General features: G+C 69.9%; 13 protein-coding genes. 4 read left to right on the top strand and 9 right to left on the bottom strand.

Annotated elements, in window-relative coordinates; genetic code table 11:
* Positions 1-52: 52 nt before the first annotated feature.
* Positions 53-970 (bottom strand): spermidine synthase, encoded by a 918-nt coding sequence (locus G4D83_RS00390; protein WP_163861193.1) that lies wholly within the window; start codon positions 968-970, stop codon positions 53-55.
* Between the two features lie 92 nt (positions 971-1,062).
* Here G4D83_RS00390 and G4D83_RS00385 point away from each other — a divergent pair, with 92 nt between their 5' ends.
* Positions 1,063-3,189, top strand: a complete 2,127-nt coding sequence (locus G4D83_RS00385) for an ATP-binding domain-containing protein (RefSeq protein WP_163862729.1) — start codon at positions 1,063-1,065, stop codon at positions 3,187-3,189.
* On the opposite strand, the gene G4D83_RS00380 is transcribed toward G4D83_RS00385, so the two are convergent.
* The 3 genes from G4D83_RS00380 to G4D83_RS00370 all read right to left on the bottom strand — a co-directional run bounded on the left by G4D83_RS00380 (position 3,155) and on the right by G4D83_RS00370 (position 6,589).
* Positions 3,155-4,858: a sensor histidine kinase gene (locus G4D83_RS00380; RefSeq protein ID WP_176437078.1), complete on the bottom strand. Its 1,704-nt coding sequence runs from the start codon at positions 4,856-4,858 to the stop codon at positions 3,155-3,157. The two genes, G4D83_RS00385 and G4D83_RS00380, sit on opposite strands and share 35 nt — an antisense overlap.
* A 100-nt stretch (positions 4,859-4,958) precedes the next feature.
* Positions 4,959-5,792, bottom strand: coding sequence for a sensor histidine kinase (locus G4D83_RS00375; protein WP_163861190.1), 834 nt, complete (start codon positions 5,790-5,792; stop codon positions 4,959-4,961).
* Between the two features lie 98 nt (positions 5,793-5,890).
* Positions 5,891-6,589, bottom strand: coding sequence for a hypothetical protein (locus tag G4D83_RS00370; protein WP_163861188.1), 699 nt, complete (start codon positions 6,587-6,589; stop codon positions 5,891-5,893).
* 166 nt (positions 6,590-6,755) lie between these two features.
* Between G4D83_RS00370 and G4D83_RS00365 the strand changes: the two genes are divergently transcribed.
* Both G4D83_RS00365 and G4D83_RS00360 read left to right on the top strand, forming a co-directional pair.
* A complete protein-coding gene (locus G4D83_RS00365) occupies positions 6,756-8,063 on the top strand; it encodes a pectin acetylesterase-family hydrolase (protein WP_163861185.1) in 1,308 nt (435 codons plus the stop codon).
* Positions 8,064-8,175: 112 nt separating this feature from the next.
* Entirely contained in the window at positions 8,176-9,198 is a 1,023-nt protein-coding gene (locus G4D83_RS00360) for a metal-dependent hydrolase (protein WP_163861182.1), read from the top strand.
* 100 nt (positions 9,199-9,298) lie between these two features.
* Here the strand turns inward: G4D83_RS00360 and G4D83_RS00355 are convergent, their stop codons facing one another.
* From G4D83_RS00355 to G4D83_RS00335, 5 genes are all read right to left on the bottom strand, one after another.
* A complete protein-coding gene (locus G4D83_RS00355; protein ID WP_163861179.1) occupies positions 9,299-10,735 on the bottom strand; it encodes a DUF1552 domain-containing protein in 1,437 nt (478 codons plus the stop codon).
* A 5-nt stretch (positions 10,736-10,740) separates the two neighbouring features.
* Positions 10,741-12,240, bottom strand: a complete 1,500-nt coding sequence (locus G4D83_RS00350) for a DUF1592 domain-containing protein (protein WP_240356075.1) — start codon at positions 12,238-12,240, stop codon at positions 10,741-10,743.
* Between the two features lie 439 nt (positions 12,241-12,679).
* Positions 12,680-13,393, bottom strand: coding sequence for a ribose-5-phosphate isomerase RpiA (rpiA, locus tag G4D83_RS00345; protein WP_163861174.1), 714 nt, complete (start codon positions 13,391-13,393; stop codon positions 12,680-12,682).
* A gap of 122 nt (positions 13,394-13,515) precedes the next feature.
* Positions 13,516-14,802 (bottom strand): SBBP repeat-containing protein, encoded by a 1,287-nt coding sequence (locus G4D83_RS00340; RefSeq protein WP_163861172.1) that lies wholly within the window; start codon positions 14,800-14,802, stop codon positions 13,516-13,518.
* A gap of 166 nt (positions 14,803-14,968) precedes the next feature.
* Positions 14,969-15,721 (bottom strand): outer membrane beta-barrel protein, encoded by a 753-nt coding sequence (locus G4D83_RS00335; protein WP_163861170.1) that lies wholly within the window; start codon positions 15,719-15,721, stop codon positions 14,969-14,971.
* 129 nt (positions 15,722-15,850) lie between these two features.
* Here G4D83_RS00335 and G4D83_RS00330 point away from each other — a divergent pair, with 129 nt between their 5' ends.
* Positions 15,851-16,741: a LysR family transcriptional regulator gene (locus G4D83_RS00330; RefSeq protein WP_240356074.1), complete on the top strand. Its 891-nt coding sequence runs from the start codon at positions 15,851-15,853 to the stop codon at positions 16,739-16,741.
* The last annotated feature ends 89 nt before the right edge of the window (positions 16,742-16,830 follow it).

Here is a 16,830-nt window from a genome sequence, read left to right as displayed (position 1 = left end):
GTCTAGCCCCTGCCCGCCATCGAATGACAATCGACGCCCCTCGCCTGGAGCGTCAGGGCGCCGGAGCCGTGGGCCTGGATTCCACGGGGGCCACGGGCGTGACGGGCTTGTCCTTCAACACCTGGCCCGACGACTCCTCGCGTCCAGTGACGTCGGCAAATCCTCGCATCACCATCTCGCTCAAATCGAACGGTACGCCCCGCTGCTTCTCCAGCGACTGGGCTCGGGCGGCGAGGGCTTCGCGCGACTGTTTGTCTGGGAAGGGCACGCCCACGAAGATGCGGTTGGCGTTGGCCTCCACCTCGAAGGTGTAGAGCTGGCGGAAGCCCGCCTGCCACGTGCGCACCATGGAGGAGAAGAGCGGGTTGGGCGGGTCCTCCCAGACGTTGCCCACCACCGCGCCCTTCGCCGTCAGCCTCGCGCGCACCACCGCGAGGAACTCCACCGTGCCCAGGTGCTCGGGGATGCTCTCCGGGCCGTACGCGTCCAGGAAGATGAGGTCATACGCGGGCCGCTTCGCCTCGATGAAGGCCCTTCCGTCCGCCACGTGCGCCTTCAGGCGTTCATCCTCGCGGAAGCCGAAGTACTCGCGCGCCACGTCCACCACATCCGGGTCGATGTCCACCACGTCGATGCGCGCCTGGGGCACCACCGCGCGCAGGAACATGGGCATGGCCCCGCCGCCCAGGCCCACGACGAGGATGCGCTGGGGCTTGGGGACGAAGGCCAGCCCCACCATCGCCACGCGCGTGTAGGCCAGCTCCAGCTTCAACGGCTGCCCCGGCCACACCACGCTCTGGAGCGCGCCGGACTCGTCGAACTGGAGGTAGCGCCGGCCCTCCGCGTCCTCCGTCACCGCGATGAGCGTGTAGGGCGACTGCTTCTGGTGGAGGACGGTGCGCTGCCCCGAGGCGGCACACGAGAGGAAGGCCAGCACCAGCAGCGCCAACCGAGGGGTGAAGCGCCGCATGCCCGCTCCTTCCGACCGCCATTCAAAGTAGCACTTCCGCCAGGAAAACCAACGGGTTGACGAGCACCGTCCCGAAGTTCAACTTGGCGCGCATGACGCAAGCGCAGGGACACCTCTCCGAAGACGCCCGGGCCATCATCGCCGAGGAGGAAGCGCTGCTCTCGCGCGTCCAGGCGACACTGGAGCTCGCGCGCCGCAAGGCAGGACGGGCGCTGGAGAACCAGGCGCTCGTCGACCAGCTCCAGGCCCTTCGCGACGAGGCGACGAGCGCGGCCGAGGCCGACCTGCCCCACCTCTTCTTCCAGATGGACCAGACGCGGGCCCTGTTGGACCGACAGGAGAGCGCCCAGCTCCCGGACTCGCAAGCGCCCTACTTCGCGCACCTGCGCCTGGATGGCGACGCGGGACAGCGCGACTACCTGCTGGGCCGCACGACTTTCGCGGACGTGAGCGCCGGGGTGCGCGTCATCGACTGGCGCTTCGCCCCCATCGCCCGCGTCTTCTACTCGTACGAGGAGGGCGACGCGTACGAGGAGCAGTTCGGCGAGCGGCTGGCCGAGGGCACCGTGGAGGTGCGTCGCCTGGTGGTCATCGAGCGCGGCGTGCTGACCCGCATCATCTCCGGCGCCCTCGTCCTGGAGCGCGCACAGGATGGCACGTGGCACGGCGTGGGCCGCGATGTCAGCGCCCTGCGAGAGGGAGGCGCGGGCTCGGCGGCGCGGCCCGGGGCCATGGGCACCGGCAAGGGCACCCGGCGCGTCGAGGATGCCTTCGGCGTCACGGCCATGCTGGACGCCGAGCAGTACGACGCCGTCAGCGTGGAGGCCTCCCATCCCCTGCTGGTGCTGGGCAGCGCGGGCAGCGGGAAGACGACGGTGGCCCTGCACCGGCTGGCGAAAATCGCCTTCGACGACCCGAACACGTACCCGCAGTCGCGCATGAAGCTCATCGTCCCCGAGGAGGGCCTGGCCCGGCTGTCGCGCCGGCTGCTGGCGCCCCTGGGCCTGGGCCGCGTCTCGGTGGATACGCTGGACCACTGGCTGCTCGCGACGGCGCGCTCCGCGTTCGACCTGCCGGGCATCAAGCTGAGCCCGGAGACGCCGCCGCTCGTGTCGCGCTTCAAGCGGCACCCCGCGCTGCGGCGCCTGCTCCTCGGCCGAATCAAGGCGCCGAAGACTCAAGCGGGCCCCGCGCTGGAGCGGCTCCACCGGCGGCTCGCGGACGCGTACCTGGACCGCCACTTCCTCGACGACGTGGTGAGCCAGGCGAAGGGAGAGCTGCCGCGCACCGCCATCGACGAGGTGCTGGAGCACACGCGGCTGCAACGCTCCACCCCGCTGGACAAGGAGCTCAAGGACATCACCGAGCCGGAGCGGCTCGTCACCGTGGACGGCAAGGCCATCGAGGAGGACACGCCCTACGCGCTCGCCGGCACGGTGGACCTGGAGGACCTGCCCATCCTCATGTTCCTCAAGGCCCAGCACGGCCCGCTCGGGCTGGAGCGACTGGCCCACATCGTCCTGGACGAAGCGGAGGACTTCTCCCTCTTCGAGCTGTTCGTCGTGCGCAAGCTGTTGGGCAAGGGCCGCAGCTGCACGCTCGCGGGCGACGAGATGCAGCAGACCGAGTCGGGCTTCGCCGGCTGGCCCCAGGCGCTCGACGAGCTGGGCATCCGCGACGCGTCCACCTGCCGGCTTCAGGTCTCCTATCGCTGCCCCGCGCCAGTGGTGGAGCTGGCCCGGCAGGTGCTGGGCACCCAGGCTCCCGCGGAGTCGTCAGCGCAGCCGCCCCGCGCGGGCGCGCCGGTGGGCTTCCACCACTTCCCGGTGGACGCGCAGGCCCAGCTCTTCGTCGGCGAGGCCTTGAGAGACCTCGTCGCGCGCGAGCCCCATGCCTCCGTGGGGGTCATCGCCAGCAGCCCCGAGTCGGCCGACGCCGTCTATCGCGTCGTGGCGGACCAGGCCTGGGCGCGCCGGGTGAAGGACGGAGAGTTCTCCTTCGAGCCCGGCGTGGACGTGACGGACGTGGGCAGCGTGAAGGGCCTGGAGTTCGACTACGTCATCCTCCCGGACGTCACCGCGCGAGCCTGGCCCGTGGATGACGAGTCCCGCCGCCGCCTGCACGTGGCAATCACCCGCACCTCCCATCAGCTCTGGGTGGTGTCCTCGGGCGCGCGCTCGCGCCTCATTCCGGAGGCTGTCGCGGCAGCTCCACGGTGAACGTGGAGCCCTGGCCGGGCGCGCTGCGCACGAGGATGCGCCCGTCCATGGCATCGACAATCTGCCGGACAATCCACAGTCCCAGTCCCAGTCCACCGTAGTGCCGCTCGCTGGCGAGCCGCTCGAAGCGATGGAACAGGCGCGGCTGCGCCTCCTCGGCGATGCCCACGCCCTCGTCGCGCACGGACAGCCAGACCCGCTGCGCGTCCGCGCCCACGTGCACCTCGATGGGGTGCCCCCGCCCGTACTTGATGGCGTTGGACAGGAGGTTCTGGAGCACCTGCTCAATCCGCAGCCGGTCCCACACCCCCGTCGCGGGCCCTGGTGCCTCCAGTCGCAGCGCACACCCCGCCCGAGACAGCTCCTCCGCGTAGCGCGGCACCAGCTCCCGCGTGAGCGCGGCCAGGTCCAACGGCTCGCGCTCCAGCCGCAGCTTGCCCGCGGTGATGCGCGACACGTCCAGGAGCTCGCGCACCAGGCCGGACAGCCGGGAGAGCTGCCGCTGCACGGCCATCACCTTGTTGGAGACGGACTCGGACGCGATGTCCCCGGGGCTTCCGGCGGGAGCCTCCAGCTGCCTGCGCAGCGCCTGGACGTTGAGCGTCAGCGAGGTGAGCGGCGTGTTCAGCTCGTGCGAGGCGACGGAGAGGAACGAGTCCCTCGCGCGCACCGCCTCCTGCGCCTCCGTGTACAGCCGCCCGTTATCCAATGACGTGGCCGCGCGCCGCGCCAGGTCCTCGGCGAGCCGCACATCCGCCTGCGTGTAGCGCCGACCGCCCTCGGTGTTGATGAGCGACAGCGCCCCGAGCACACGGCCCCGGCTCATCAGGGGCACGACGATGTACGCCGTCATGCCCAGCTCCTGCGTCGCCTGGCGCCGCGCCTCGTCTGGAATGGTCCGCGCGAGCAGCTCCGGGCGAATCTCCGGCACGAACTCCGTGGCGCCGGTGCGCAGCACCTTGCCCACGCCGTAGGTCTGGTCCATCAGGATGGGGTAGCGCTCGTGGAACGCCCGCGCGCGCTCCACCAGCTCCGGCCGCACGTGCGCCATGGCCACCCGCCGCACGCGTCCGTCCGGCAGCGGCACGTCCACGCTGCACCCATCCGCCAGGGGTGGCACCGCGAGGACGGTGAGGCGCGTGAGGATTTCGTCATGCTCCAGCGACGACGTCATCACCTCGCTGGCCTGCGCCAGGAAGGCCGCGTGGCGCTGCGCGCGGCGCGTCTCGTCGTAGAGGCCCCGGAGGATGGCCTCCTGCTTCTTCTCCGACGTGTTCTCCCGCGAGAAGACGTAGACGCGCCCGTGGCCCCGGAACAGGCGCAGCATGAACCAGCGCTCCTGGGAGGCGAAGTGCCACTCGAAGTCCTCTGGCGCGCCCGCCGCCGCCACGCGCACGAAGCGCTGCTGGAGCTGCGCCCTCAAGGCCTCCGGGTACAGCTCCCACAGGAGGCGGCCGAGCATCTCCTCCCGAAGACTTCCGAAGGCGCGCTCCATCGCCGGGTTCGCGTAGAGACACGCCCCATCCGTCGCGCAGATGGAGACGCTCTCCGGGAACTGGTCCCACAGAACGGTGTCCAGTCCCTCCACGGCCGCGGGGGACGCGTCGGCACTGGCAAGCCCCTGTCCGGTCAAGTGATGGTCCACGCGCACGGTGCGGATACGGGTCAAGGCCCCCGCCCCCGGCTTACCACTTCCCTCATCCAGCCCACCGCTACCTCCCACACGTCTGCTCGTCAGACAACACTCGACGGCCTCGTGGGGCAAGTCTTCAGGTGCCCGGGGGCGGAGCGGGAGCAGGCAGCGGCAAGCGCACGGTGAAACAGGCTCCCTGGCCCGGGGTGCTCGCCACGGACAGGCTGCCCCCGTGGAGCTCGACGAGCTGCCGGGAAATCCAAAGCCCCAGCCCGAAGCCGGGGCGCGTCGGGTCCAGGCGCGAGAAGCGCTGGAACAGCCGCTCCTGGTCCTCCGGGGAGATGCCCGCGCCCCCGTCCTTCACCCACAACAGCACGGCCTGGTCCTCCTCGCGGAGCGCCACTTCAATCGCCGTCCCCGCAGCGTGGCGCAGGGCATTGGTGAGCAGGTTGGTGAAGACCTGCTCCACGCGCGTGCGGTCCCACGCGCCCACGATTCCGAGCGGGGCGCGCAGGCACAAATCACACCCCGCGCGCCGCACGTCCTCCTCCATCCGCTCCACGGTGTGGCGGACGAGCTGCCCCAGGTCCACCTCCTCCAAGTCCAGCACCGGGCGCTGGGTGGACAGGAGCGACACGTCCAGGAGCGTGGCGATGAGCCGGTCCAACCGTCGGCATTGGTCCTGGACCCGGGCCAGCCGCCTTGGGACGTCCGAGGCCTCCAGCGCGCCAAGTTGAGCGGAGTGCACCAGACCGTCCACGTAGAGCCGCAGCGACGTCAAGGGCGTGCGCAGCTCGTGGGAGGCCACGGACAGGAACTCGTCGCGCACCCGCAGCGCGGCCTCCAGGGCGGCCGTCCGCTCCAGCACCCGTTGCTCCAGCTCCCCCGCGGGCCGGCGCGACTCATCCGGAGAGCCCGCCGCGTGCTCGCCCTCGACGGGCGAACCCTTCCGACTCGTCTCCACCGCCATGCCCCGCGTCTCTAGCGGAGCAGGCGGCCCACACCCATCCGGCGCCCGGCCGCGGCCTCCCGCAAGCTTCCACTATCCAACACGGGCGGACACCGCGCTCACGGCTGCTGCTGGCCCTGCTGCCCCTGGCGCCACTGCTCACGGCTCTGCTCCGCGGCGCGGCGGCGCGCCAGCGACTCCTCCTCCTGGCGGGGGTACTCCGACAGCCGCGTGCGGTGCATGTTGATGCTCAGCTCGTACAAACCCTTGTCACGCTCGGGCAGCTTGTCGCCCTGCTCCGCGAGCACCGTGGTCGCGAACTGCAACATGTCTTCTGACACCCTGCGTCGTCGGTCGTAGTACCCGTGAATCTCCGCCTCGGTGGCGTCACCCGCCTGCACCCGGCCAAAGACTTCATTCCACTTGCGCGTCTCCTCCTCGCGCTTGCGCAGCAGCTCCGGGTCCTTCGTCGGCGCGCCCAGCTCCCAGTACATGTTGTCCGGCAGCTTCGCGCGCAGCGCCTCCAAATCCACGGGATAGGCCGCGGCCTCGCCATCCACGCCAGGCTCGGGCTCCGGCGCCCGGTAGGCCTCCGGAATGACGCTGCTTGTCATTCGTGGCGGAGGGGTGGGCGCGGCGGGCCGCGAGGGCACGGGCGCGGCGGGGGGCGGCGGGGTGGGCGCGGCGGCCGTCTCTGGCTCGGGCACCGGGGGCGGCGCCTCTCCTCCGCTCAGGGCGAATACGAGCGCGGCCACCAGCGCCACACCCGCGAGCCCCGCCAGCCAGCCCAGACGCTTCGACCCAGCATTGTCGGACATGACGTCCGAATACCGCGTGCCTCGCGCACCTGGCAACCAACCCTTGTCATGCCGCAATGCATCACAATCCACCTTGATGCTCGAAACATGAAACAACACATTCAGGACTGACTCCCGGGTCAACGTGAGCTAGAACCGGTTTCCCCCCAAACCCGGAGGAGCCTGCATGAAGCGCGTACTCGTGGCGTGCCTCGCTGTCGCTGCGCTGATGGTCCCCAGCGCCGCCCGCTCGGAAGTCATCGTCTCATCCATCGTCAGCGTGCTGGTGGATGGCGGCAACAACTACAACTGGCAGAAGGTGGAGCTGCCTGGGACGAAGTGTGGCAATGGCTCCCAGTTCAAGTTCTTCGTCCACAAGACGAACTCGCCCAACCTGCTGATGCTGCTCGAGGGCGGCGGCGCGTGCTGGGACTACGACACCTGTAGCGGTCGAGCGGGCCTCCTGGGCGCGGCGAACCCCAACGGCATCGCCGACGACTACATCACCCAGTTCACCGCGAAGTACGTCTCTCCGCTCGTCAACGGCGCCGACCCGGGCCTGCCGGGCCGCAGCAAGACGAACCTGGTGACGGCCGGCTGGAACATCGTCTACGTGCCGTACTGCACCGGTGACGTGCACATCGGCAACAACTCGAAGACGTACGTGGACCAGACGGGCGTGAACCCGCCGCTCACGTGGCACCACAGCGGCTACACCAACACGCTGGCGGTGGCGAACTACGCGAAGACGCAGTTCCCCAACGTGCAGAAGTTCCTGATGACGGGCTACAGCGCGGGCGGCACGGCGACGTCGGCGGGCTACTACTTCGCGCGTCGCATCATCAACCCGGCGCGGGGCTACCTGCTCAACGACTCCGGCCCCATCTTCCTGGCGCCCAACGCCAACTTCAAGTCGCGCGCCCTGCACGACAAGATTCGCGAGTCGTGGAACCTGAACTCCGTGTTCGGCCTGCTGCCCGCGTCTTTCAGCCAGGGCGACTTCGGCACCATCAACCGCATGGTGGCCACGGAGTTCCCGAACGACCAGCTCGCGTACACGGGCTACACGCGTGACTACAACTACTCGCGCTTCTCCTACGAGCGCTTCCACACGCCGAACGACAAGGAGTCCGTGCACGCGTACTGGAAGGCGGACGAGGCCGCGATGGTGACGGAACTGAACAAGTACAACAACTTCAGCTACTTCATCCCGCACGAGCGCGCCATCAACTCCAGCCACTGCAGCACCATCATCACCTTCATCGGCTCGCACGCCTGCCAGCAGATGGAGAAGAAGAAGTGGTACGAGTACGTCAGCGAGCCGTGGCAGTCGTGGAAGTGCCGCAGCGAGTTCGTGGGCATGGACACGTTCCTCACGCGCTTCGTGAACAACAACCAGCGCGTGCGCATCTACGAGCCCGCCAACGGCTACAACGCCGAGGACCCGGGCATGATGATTGTCGCGCCGCTCATCAACGGCGCGCTGGGCGGGTAGTCACCGTCTCATCGGCTGAAGCAGTCGTCTGACTGGCGACGGGGCGCAAGCGGTTGTCTTGCGTCCCGCCGCTGGCCCCCGTGCGAAGAAGGCGCTAGAGCCACACCGCGCCATGGACAACCTCACGCACGGGCTCTTGGGACTGGCTGTCGGCGCGCTGCGCCGGCCCGACGTACGCCCCGGTTCGCCGGAGCGAGCATCGTCCACGGACCGCGCGGTGCTCCTCGCGAGCGTGCTGGCCGCCGAACTGCCGGACCTGGACACCCTGCTGGCGCGCGGTGACGCGGTGACGGTGGCGCTGCATGCGCACCGGGGCCTGTCGCACTCGCTCGTCTTCGCGCCCGTCGTGGCCATGGTCGCCACGCTCGTGGCCTGGGCCGTATTCCGCCAGGGCACCCGGCCGCTCCCCGTGTTCCTTTCAAGCGTTGGGTCCGTGCTCTTCGCGCACCTGCTGCCCGACTTGTGGACCGGCTGGGGCACGCGGGTGCTGCTGCCCTTCTCCGATGCGCGGCTGAGCCTGGACTGGACGGTGGTGGTGGACCCGTGGGTGACGCTGCCCTTGGTGGTGGGGACGGTGGTGGCGTGGCGACGGCGCGCGGTGTGGCGGCGAGCGCTGCTGGTGGGGCTCGCCTGTGCCATGGCCTATGTGGGCGCGCGCGTCGTGTCCTGGAGCGTGCTGACGCGGCGGGTGGACGGTGCCTACCCCGGCGCCCAGGCCGTGCGCGTCTTCCCCGCGCCCCTCTCCTTCAACACGTGGCGATACGTGGCGCGCCTTCCCGGCGAGGTCCTGGCCGCGGGGGACGTGACGCTGCTCGGCGCGCCCCGGGAGGCCCGCAGGGTGGAGGCGCCCCTGGACGCGCTGCCCGTGGAGCTGCGCGAGGTGCCCACCGTGCGCGAGGCCCTGGCCTGGGCGCGCTTCCCGGTGGTGACGGTGACACCAGTGGAGGGGGGACGCGAGGTGCGCGTCGCCGACCTGCGCTACCACCTGAATGGCGAGCCCACGCTCACTTTCGTGGTGCGAGTGGACGCGGCAGGGACGGTGACGGACGCGCGGTTGGAGCGCGGCGGCAGCGCCTCCGAGCTGCTGCGCCGATGGCGCGGTGGAGACGCCGAGCCGAAGCCCGCTGCGCCCTGACGCGGGCGGCGCGGGGGCGGCCCTTCGAGTCACGTGCCCGGGCCCAAAGGGGACCTCGCGGCGGGACGAGAGCGCCCCGCCGCGAGACGCCAGACTCAGCTCAGGTGAGGCCCGACAGCGGGCCCTTGAAGTCCGGGTGACCGAAGGTGTTCACGTTCACCCCGAAGGCCTGGGCGATGGACACCAGCAGCTTGTTGTGGGCCACCGCGCCCGTCAGCGGCGTACCAGGGCCTCCCCAGTTGTTCAGCGGGTTGGAGCCGGCGGGACGCAGCCGCAGGAAGCGGCCCATGCGGAACTTCCCGGCCGCGCCGCCCGCGAGCACCGTGGGCACGCGCACGTTCATGTGGCCGGACGCATCTCCCAGCTCGTTGCCCCAGAGGATGAGGGTGTTGTCCAGCGCGGTGCCGCTGCCCTCCTGAACGGAGGCCAGGCCGTTCATGAGGTACGCCACTTGCTCGGCATACCAGCGCTGCACCTTCACCATCTTCCCGCGAATCTCCGAGCGCAAGGGCTCCGCCGTCACGTCCAGGCGGTGCGCCAGGTCGTTGTGCGTGTCCTCGTGGATGCCGAGCCACGGCATCGACGGGCCCGGAATCGTCATCGTCACCACGCGCGTCAAGTCACACGCGAAGGCCCGGACGATGAGGTCCATGTGGAGCTTGGTCAGCGTCGGCATGTTGTCCAGGTTGCCGAGCTGGCCCAGGTCATACCCCGGAGGCGCCGTGCCGCCGCTGCACGCGGCCTCCGCCGGCACCGGCTCCTGCGAGGGCGTGGGGGACGTGCCCAGCGAGCCCAGCCGGCGCTCGATGTCACGCAGCGACTCCAGGTGCGTCTCCAGCTTCTGTCGCTCCGGGCCCGCCAGGCGGTTGCGCAGCCGGGTGGCGTCCTTCACCAGGTAGTCCAGCAGGCTCCTGCGACGCGCGAGCGCGAGCGCGTTCTCCCCCGGGTCCGACGTGGGCGACGGCGCGTTGCCGAACAGCCGCTGGTAGACGCCCGCCGGATCTCTCTCGAAGGGCACGCGCCCGCCGTTCGGCGTGAAGCTGATGCTGTTGTAGACGTGCTGGCCGCCGAACTGCTCCCACGCGTTGAGCTGCAGGGAGCGGAAGCGCGTGGCGCCGCCAATCTGCGCCGCGAGGACCTGGTCCAGCGAGGCGTTCTCCGGCAGGTCGTCACCGCTGGCGGTGTTGACCTTGCTGCCGGTGAGGAACGTGAGGGGGCCGCCCTCGTGTCCCGTCAGGCCATGCTCGTAGAGCACCTGGTAGTCCAGGCCATCCAGCACCAGCAGCTTGGAGCGGTGGGCCTGGAGCGGCGACAGCATGGAGTTGGGGAAGTCGAGGTTGAAGTCCGTCTCGCCGCCCTGCGGGTTCCAGTACTCCGGCAGGCACCCGTGGGAGGTGAAGATGGCGATGAAGCGCATGGGGGGCGTGGTGCCCTGGGCATACGCGTCCGTGGTGCCGAGCAGGTTGGCCAGGGGCAGCGCCGCCGCCGAGCCCGCCAGGGTCTTTATCAGGGAGCGTCGTGAGAGTTCGCGGAGCATGGTGGCTACTCGGGGGAAGGGGTGCGCCGGTGGACGAAATACGGTGAGCGGACGAGGCCAACGAGGGCATCGCCCAGCTTCAGCTTCGGGTCCGCGCGGAAGCGCGAGCGCATGTCGGTGAGCATCGGCCCATCGACGGTGTCCTCATCCCGCCCCATGACGTAGCGGAAGAGCTGCAGCGGCACGCAGTCGGCCACGTCCTCGCTGCTGGCGAGCCAGCGCGCCAGCTCGGCGCCGCCCGTGAAGGTGAACTTGCCCTCGGCGTGCTCGACGGAGCCGCTGGCGTCCACGTCCAGGCCGTTCTCCTTCGTGCGGTACTTGCCCACGCCGTCGTAGTCCTCCATGCCGAAACCGATGGGGTCCAACTGCCGGTGGCAGCCCGCGCAGGTGGGGTTGTCGGTGTGGGCGGCGAAGCGCGCGCGGGTGGTGCTGTCCGGATTGACGGCGGGGGGGATGATGATGACGGACGGCGGGGGCGGCGGCACTTCACGGCACAAGAGGCGCGTGAGGACGAACTTGCCGCGCCGGATGGGCGAGCTGGAGTCGAACAGCGCGTACGTCGTCAGCACGCTCGCGTGCGTGAGGATGCCCACCCGGTTGGCCGGCAGGGGAACCCGACCGATGGTGCCATCCGGCGTCAACGACGTGCCGTAGAACAGCGACATCAAACCATCCGCGAACGTGTAGTTCGCGCTCAGGAGTTCCTTCACCGAACCTGCCTCGTTGACGAGGACGTGGTTGATGAAGGTCAGTGTCTCCGTGCGCGCGGAGAGCTTGAAGACCTGGCTGAAGTCGGGAAACACTTGGTTGTTCTTGTTGAGGCTGTCCATGCCCGACAAACCGAGCCACTCCACGACGAAGCGCTGGAGGTATCGCTGGGAGGCCTCCGTCTTCAGCAGACGTCGCGCCTGGGCCTCGCGCGCGTCGGCAGTCTTGAGCTGCCCCGCCGCAGCGGCGGCGGACAACTCCGCGTCGGGCGGCGCGCCCGTTACGGCGAACGACAGCGCCGTAGCGATCTCCTGCTGCGTCAGCCACACCACCTTGTTCGCCCCGCCGCCGGACTCACCCAACTCCGTGCGGTACAGGAACGACGCCGACGTCAGCACGGCCTGGATGACGGACTCAGCCGCCTTCTTCGGGTCCGCGTCCTTGCGCACCGCCTGCCAGAGCGCGAGCAGGTCCGCCTCGTCCTCGGCCGTCACCGGCCGGCGGAAGGCGCGAGCGCCCAGCGCTTGGATGAAGGACTTCGCGCAGTCGTCCTCGTTCTTCCCCGCGGCGCAGGCGTACTCGCTGGCCAGGTTGTTGACGGCGACAGGGCCCCAGTTGCGCTCCGCCGCGGAGTCGAGCTGGTCGGCGAGCAACGGCGTCACCTGGAGCCGGTCATGCGTGGTGAAGCCGAGGATGGCGTCCTCGGGCGCGAAGAGCTGCGCCATGGGCACCAGCGTGGGGTTCTTCACGATGCTGTAGACGCTGTTGTCGTATTCGGCCCGGGTGATGCGACGCACGCGTGCGGGGGCTGCCTCCGTGACCTCCGGAGGGTCTCCGCCGGATGTGTCGCCTGAACAGGATGCGGTCACCAACAGCAGTGCCGCGGGAAGGCAGTAACGAACGATTCTCATGCGAAAGGCACCCTCTGACTGACCCAGCCGCCCCCAGAAACCCCCTCTGAAGCGCCGGAACGCAGCCGAGTGTAACCGCGCGCCCCGTCGCGGCCTCCGCACTTTTTGACGCACCATGTGAGGGCCGCGCTCCACGCTCTTCCAAGCCCGCGAGAAACGTCAGCGCACGCGCCCGACAGTCGCCTACGTCCACGTCGCGCGCCCCACGTGCGCACGCCCATGGCAGTGGAGTGTCAGTGACCCACGCGACACTCGCCCACCCGCGACCGCCAGCCCTTCATCCGAGCAGACGAGCACTCACGCGCGCACAGCGACCCGCCAGCACTCACGTGGGGCGCACGCGGTGCTCGACACCACCGGGGCCCGCGACCATCAGGTCCGTGGCCACGCCGAGGAACAGGCCGTGGCCCACGATTCCCGCGCGCGCGCCCAGCCGCGCGGCCAGCTCCGACGGCGCGTCGATGGGGCCGAAGGCGCAGTCGAGCACGAGGTTGCCCTGGTCCGTGAGGAAGGGCGCGCCGCCGTCGCCCCGGCGCGGCGTCACGCGCGCGCCGAGCGACTCGAGGAAGAGCTGCTGCGAGCGCCAGCCGAACGTCAGCACCTCCACCGGCACGGGCCAGTGGGTGCCGAGCTTCGGTGACAGCTTCGCCACGTCCGCGACGATGACGACGCGGCGGCTGGCCTGGGCGACAATCTTCTCGCGCAGGAGCGCGCCACCGCCGCCCTTGATGACGGACAGGTCCGGTGCCACCTCGTCGGCGCCGTCGATGGTGACGTCCAGCTCCGGGTGCTCCTCCAGCGTGGTGAGGGGAATGCTCAACTCCAGCGCCAGCGCCTCGGTGGCATGCGACGTGGGAACGCCCACGACGTCGAGCAGGTGTCCCTGCGCGCGCAGCGCCGCCAGCCGCCTCACGGCGAAGGCCGCGGTGCTGCCGGTGCCCAGGCCCACGCGCATCCCCGGCAGGAAGAACCGGTCCACCGCAGCCTCGGCCGCCGCCCGCTTGTAGCGGCCCGTCCGCGCGCTCGAGTCGAACTCCATCACCCCGCTCCTTCGTCCATCCTGTCGCGTGAGGGAAAGGTACATCGCCTCGCGGGGAACGGGGGCCGCCGCTCGCCGCCCGACACGCGTCCCCAGCGAGAGCTCGAAGGCCCGGCTCCGCTTCAGAAGCGGAAGAGGATGGCGTCGTAGCCACCCGCGCTGGTGCTCCCAGGCAGGCTGCCCCAGCTGTAGCCCACCGCGTACGCGGCGCCGTCCGCGCCCACGGCCACGGCCTGCCCCCGGTCCGCCGCGCTGGAGCCCACCTGCCGCGTGCCGAGCCGATTGCCCGCGGTGTCGTACGTGGACAGGAACACGTCGCCGCCGCCCAGCGACACGTTGCCGTCCAGCGCGCCCGAGGTGTGGCCCACCAGGTGGACGACGCCATTCGCATCCACCGCCACGCCCTGCGCGTAGTCCGTCGTCGTCGTGCCCAGCTGCCGCGTCCACTTCCGGCCGCCCGCCGCGTCGTACTTCACCAGCACCGCGTCGTACGTGCCCACGCGGACATTCCCGTCGAGCGCGCCGAAGGTGTAGCCGGACACATAGGCCGCGCCGTCCTCGTCCACCGCCACGCCCGTGCCGTACTCGTCACTCGCGGAGCCCAACTGGCGGACCCACTGCGCCGCGCCGAGCACGTCGTACTTCGCCAGGAAGAGGTCCACCGTGGTCCCCGGAAGCGTGACTCCGTCCAGGCTGCCCATCGTGTAGCCGGCGACGTAGACATCCTCGCTCGGGCCCACCGCCACGCCCAGGGCCACATCGCTCCGGCCGGAGCCGAACTGCCTCATCCAGTACGGGTTGCCACCGGTGTCGAACTTGGCCACCACCACGTCGTAGTTGCCCGGCGTGGGCGTCCCGTCGATGCGGCCCAGCGAGTAGCCGGAGACGAAGAGGCCATCCTGGCCCGCGCGGCGCGTGACGGCGATGCCCGTGGCGAAGTCGTCCGTCTCCGTGCCGAACTGCTGCACCCAGTCCAGCGCGCCCGTCGCGTCGAGCTTCAGCACGAAGAAGTCGGTGCCACCCGCGTTGACGAACGGCAGGAAGCTGCCCCACGTGTAGCCCGTGACGTAGACGTTGCCCGCCAGGTCCGCCGTCACCGACAGCGCCCGGTCATTCATCGCCGTGCCCACCTGCCGGACCCAGGCCAGCGCGCCGTCCACGCCGTACTTCGCGACGAAGACGTCCTGCCCCCCCGACGACGGCGCGGAGCCGAGCTGTCCACCGGTATGGCCAGCCACATAGACAGCGTCGCCCACGGAGGAGACGGACAGCGCCAGTTCGTCCGCGGTGCTTCCGAGTTGTCGTTGCCAGTCAGGCGGTGTCAGGGCTTGGGCACTCGCGGGCAGTGTTCCCAGGATGGCCACCGCGCTCGCGACACCACACGCTCCACTCCACCACTTCCGAATCATGGGCACTCCTATCGAGATGAAAGTCTCCGGCAACACTCTGACGCGTGTGCCAGGCGTGAAGCATCTCGGAAGGACCGCCCCTCTGCTCGGAAAGGGGCGACGCGGAGCGTTGGGCACTCCGCGTCACACCAGGGGCCAGCCCGAAGCAGGCCCCCGGTTCAACAGCTCAGATGTTCCAGCTACCTCGGATGCCCAGCATGATGAGGCCATACGGGCCGTCCTCGGCGAAGCCCAGCGGCGTCGTCGTGGTGGGCAGCGGCGCGGGCAGCGCCAGCGTGGTGTCACCCGAGCGCGTGGTGTAACGCGCGTAGGTGCCGGTGAGGTACGGGCCGAAGGACAGCGAGTGGCCCAGACGCCACTTGCCACCGACGGTGACGTTCACGAACTCCGGGCCACGCGTCTGGCTCTTCAGCTCCAGGTTCGCGGTGAGGGGACCGTTGGGCCCTTGGACCTGCGTGGGACCCGAGTTCTTGTTGTCGAGAATCACCATGCCGAAGCCGACACCGACGAAGGGGTCGAACGAGGCAGTGGGAGAGAAGTGGTACTGCACCTGCGGGCCGAAACGAATCTGCGAGGCCGAGCACTCCCAACCCTCGAAGCAGGAGTACGGGTTCTCCTTGGAGAGGATGTACGAGTAGCTGCCGTAGGCGCCGACGAACCAGTTCGGCGTCACGCGGTAGCCCAGCTCCACCAGGAAAGGCACCGCGCCGTTGGCCGCGTCACTGAGCTTCACATCACCCACGGTGCGGTCCAGCCGCTGACCGTTCTTGTAGACGTATCCCGCTCCCGCCTGAAACCCGAGGCCGACCGTGACTTCCAGTCCCGTCGGCGCGCTGTACGTCGCGACTTCCTGAGCGCTCGCGCCCGCGGAACCCAATGCGACCGCCGCTGCCAGGGCCCAACTCAGCCTTCCCGTCATAAACCCCTCCATAGAGTGGAGCGTTGACTCTAGAACAGCAGCCTTCATACAAGTAAGCCGCGCCGCGTCACGATTGCGATTGTGACGGTGGGTCAGCACTGACTGTCAGCACCGTGCACAATGCGGGCGATGAACGTCACCTTGGAGCAGGCCCGCGCCCTGGATGCGCTCGCCCGCCACGGCACCTTCGCCGCCGCGGCCCAGGCGCTGGGAAAAGGGCACACGGCGGTGCTCTACACCCTGCGCACGCTGGAGGGACAGACGGAGCTGGAGCTGCTCGACAGGCGCGGCTACCGCACGCGGCTGACGCCCGCTGGAGAGCGGGTGCTGGAGCACTGTCGCAAGCTGTTGGCGGCGGAGCGGGAGCTGGAGGCGACGTGCGCGGAGATTCGCGCCGGCTGGGAGCCCACGCTGCGCATCGTCTTCGACGGCGTCTTCCCCGCCGAGCCACTGTTACGCGTGGTGAAGGCACTCAGGGCGGAGGGTGCGGGCACGCGTTTCCATGTGTCGTCGGAGTTCCTGGCGGGCGTGGAAGCGGCCTTCGTGCGGGACGAGGCGGACCTGATGGTGTCCGTGCTGCCGCCCTCGCTGCCGGGCCTCAGGGGTTATGCGCTGCCGGAGCTGAAGGCGCTGCTCGTCGCGCATCGCTCCCATCCGCTGGCGCGGCGGCGGAGAGGGACGCTCAAGGAAGAGGAGCTGGCGGAGCACCTGCTGCTCACGGTGCGGGGCTCGGACCCCCGACTCCAGCTCAGCACCGTCTCGCTGGAGATGCGCTCCACGGTGCACCTCAACGACTTCGCGGCGAAGAAGGCGGCCATCCTGGAGGGCCTGGGCTACGGGTGGCTGCCGGAGCATCTGGCCTCACGCGAGCTGCGCCGGGGCGAGCTGAAGCTCCTGAAGCCGGCGAGCGGCTCCACCCATGCCTTCCTCCCCAAGCTCCACCACCGCGCGGGCGTGAGGCTGGGCCGCGCCGCGCGCCGCGTGGTGAAGACGCTCACCGGGACCGAGCCTCCTCAGTGACGTCGGCGCGGATGTGGGGGGTCGCCACGCCGCGTGGTGGAGGTGCTCACTGAGACAAATCCTCCGCAGTGATGTCCGCGCAGACGTGA

It is taken from the genome of Myxococcus eversor, assembly GCF_010894455.1.
Taxonomy (GTDB): domain Bacteria; phylum Myxococcota; class Myxococcia; order Myxococcales; family Myxococcaceae; genus Myxococcus; species Myxococcus eversor.
This window is presented reverse-complemented; position numbering and strand designations above follow the sequence as displayed.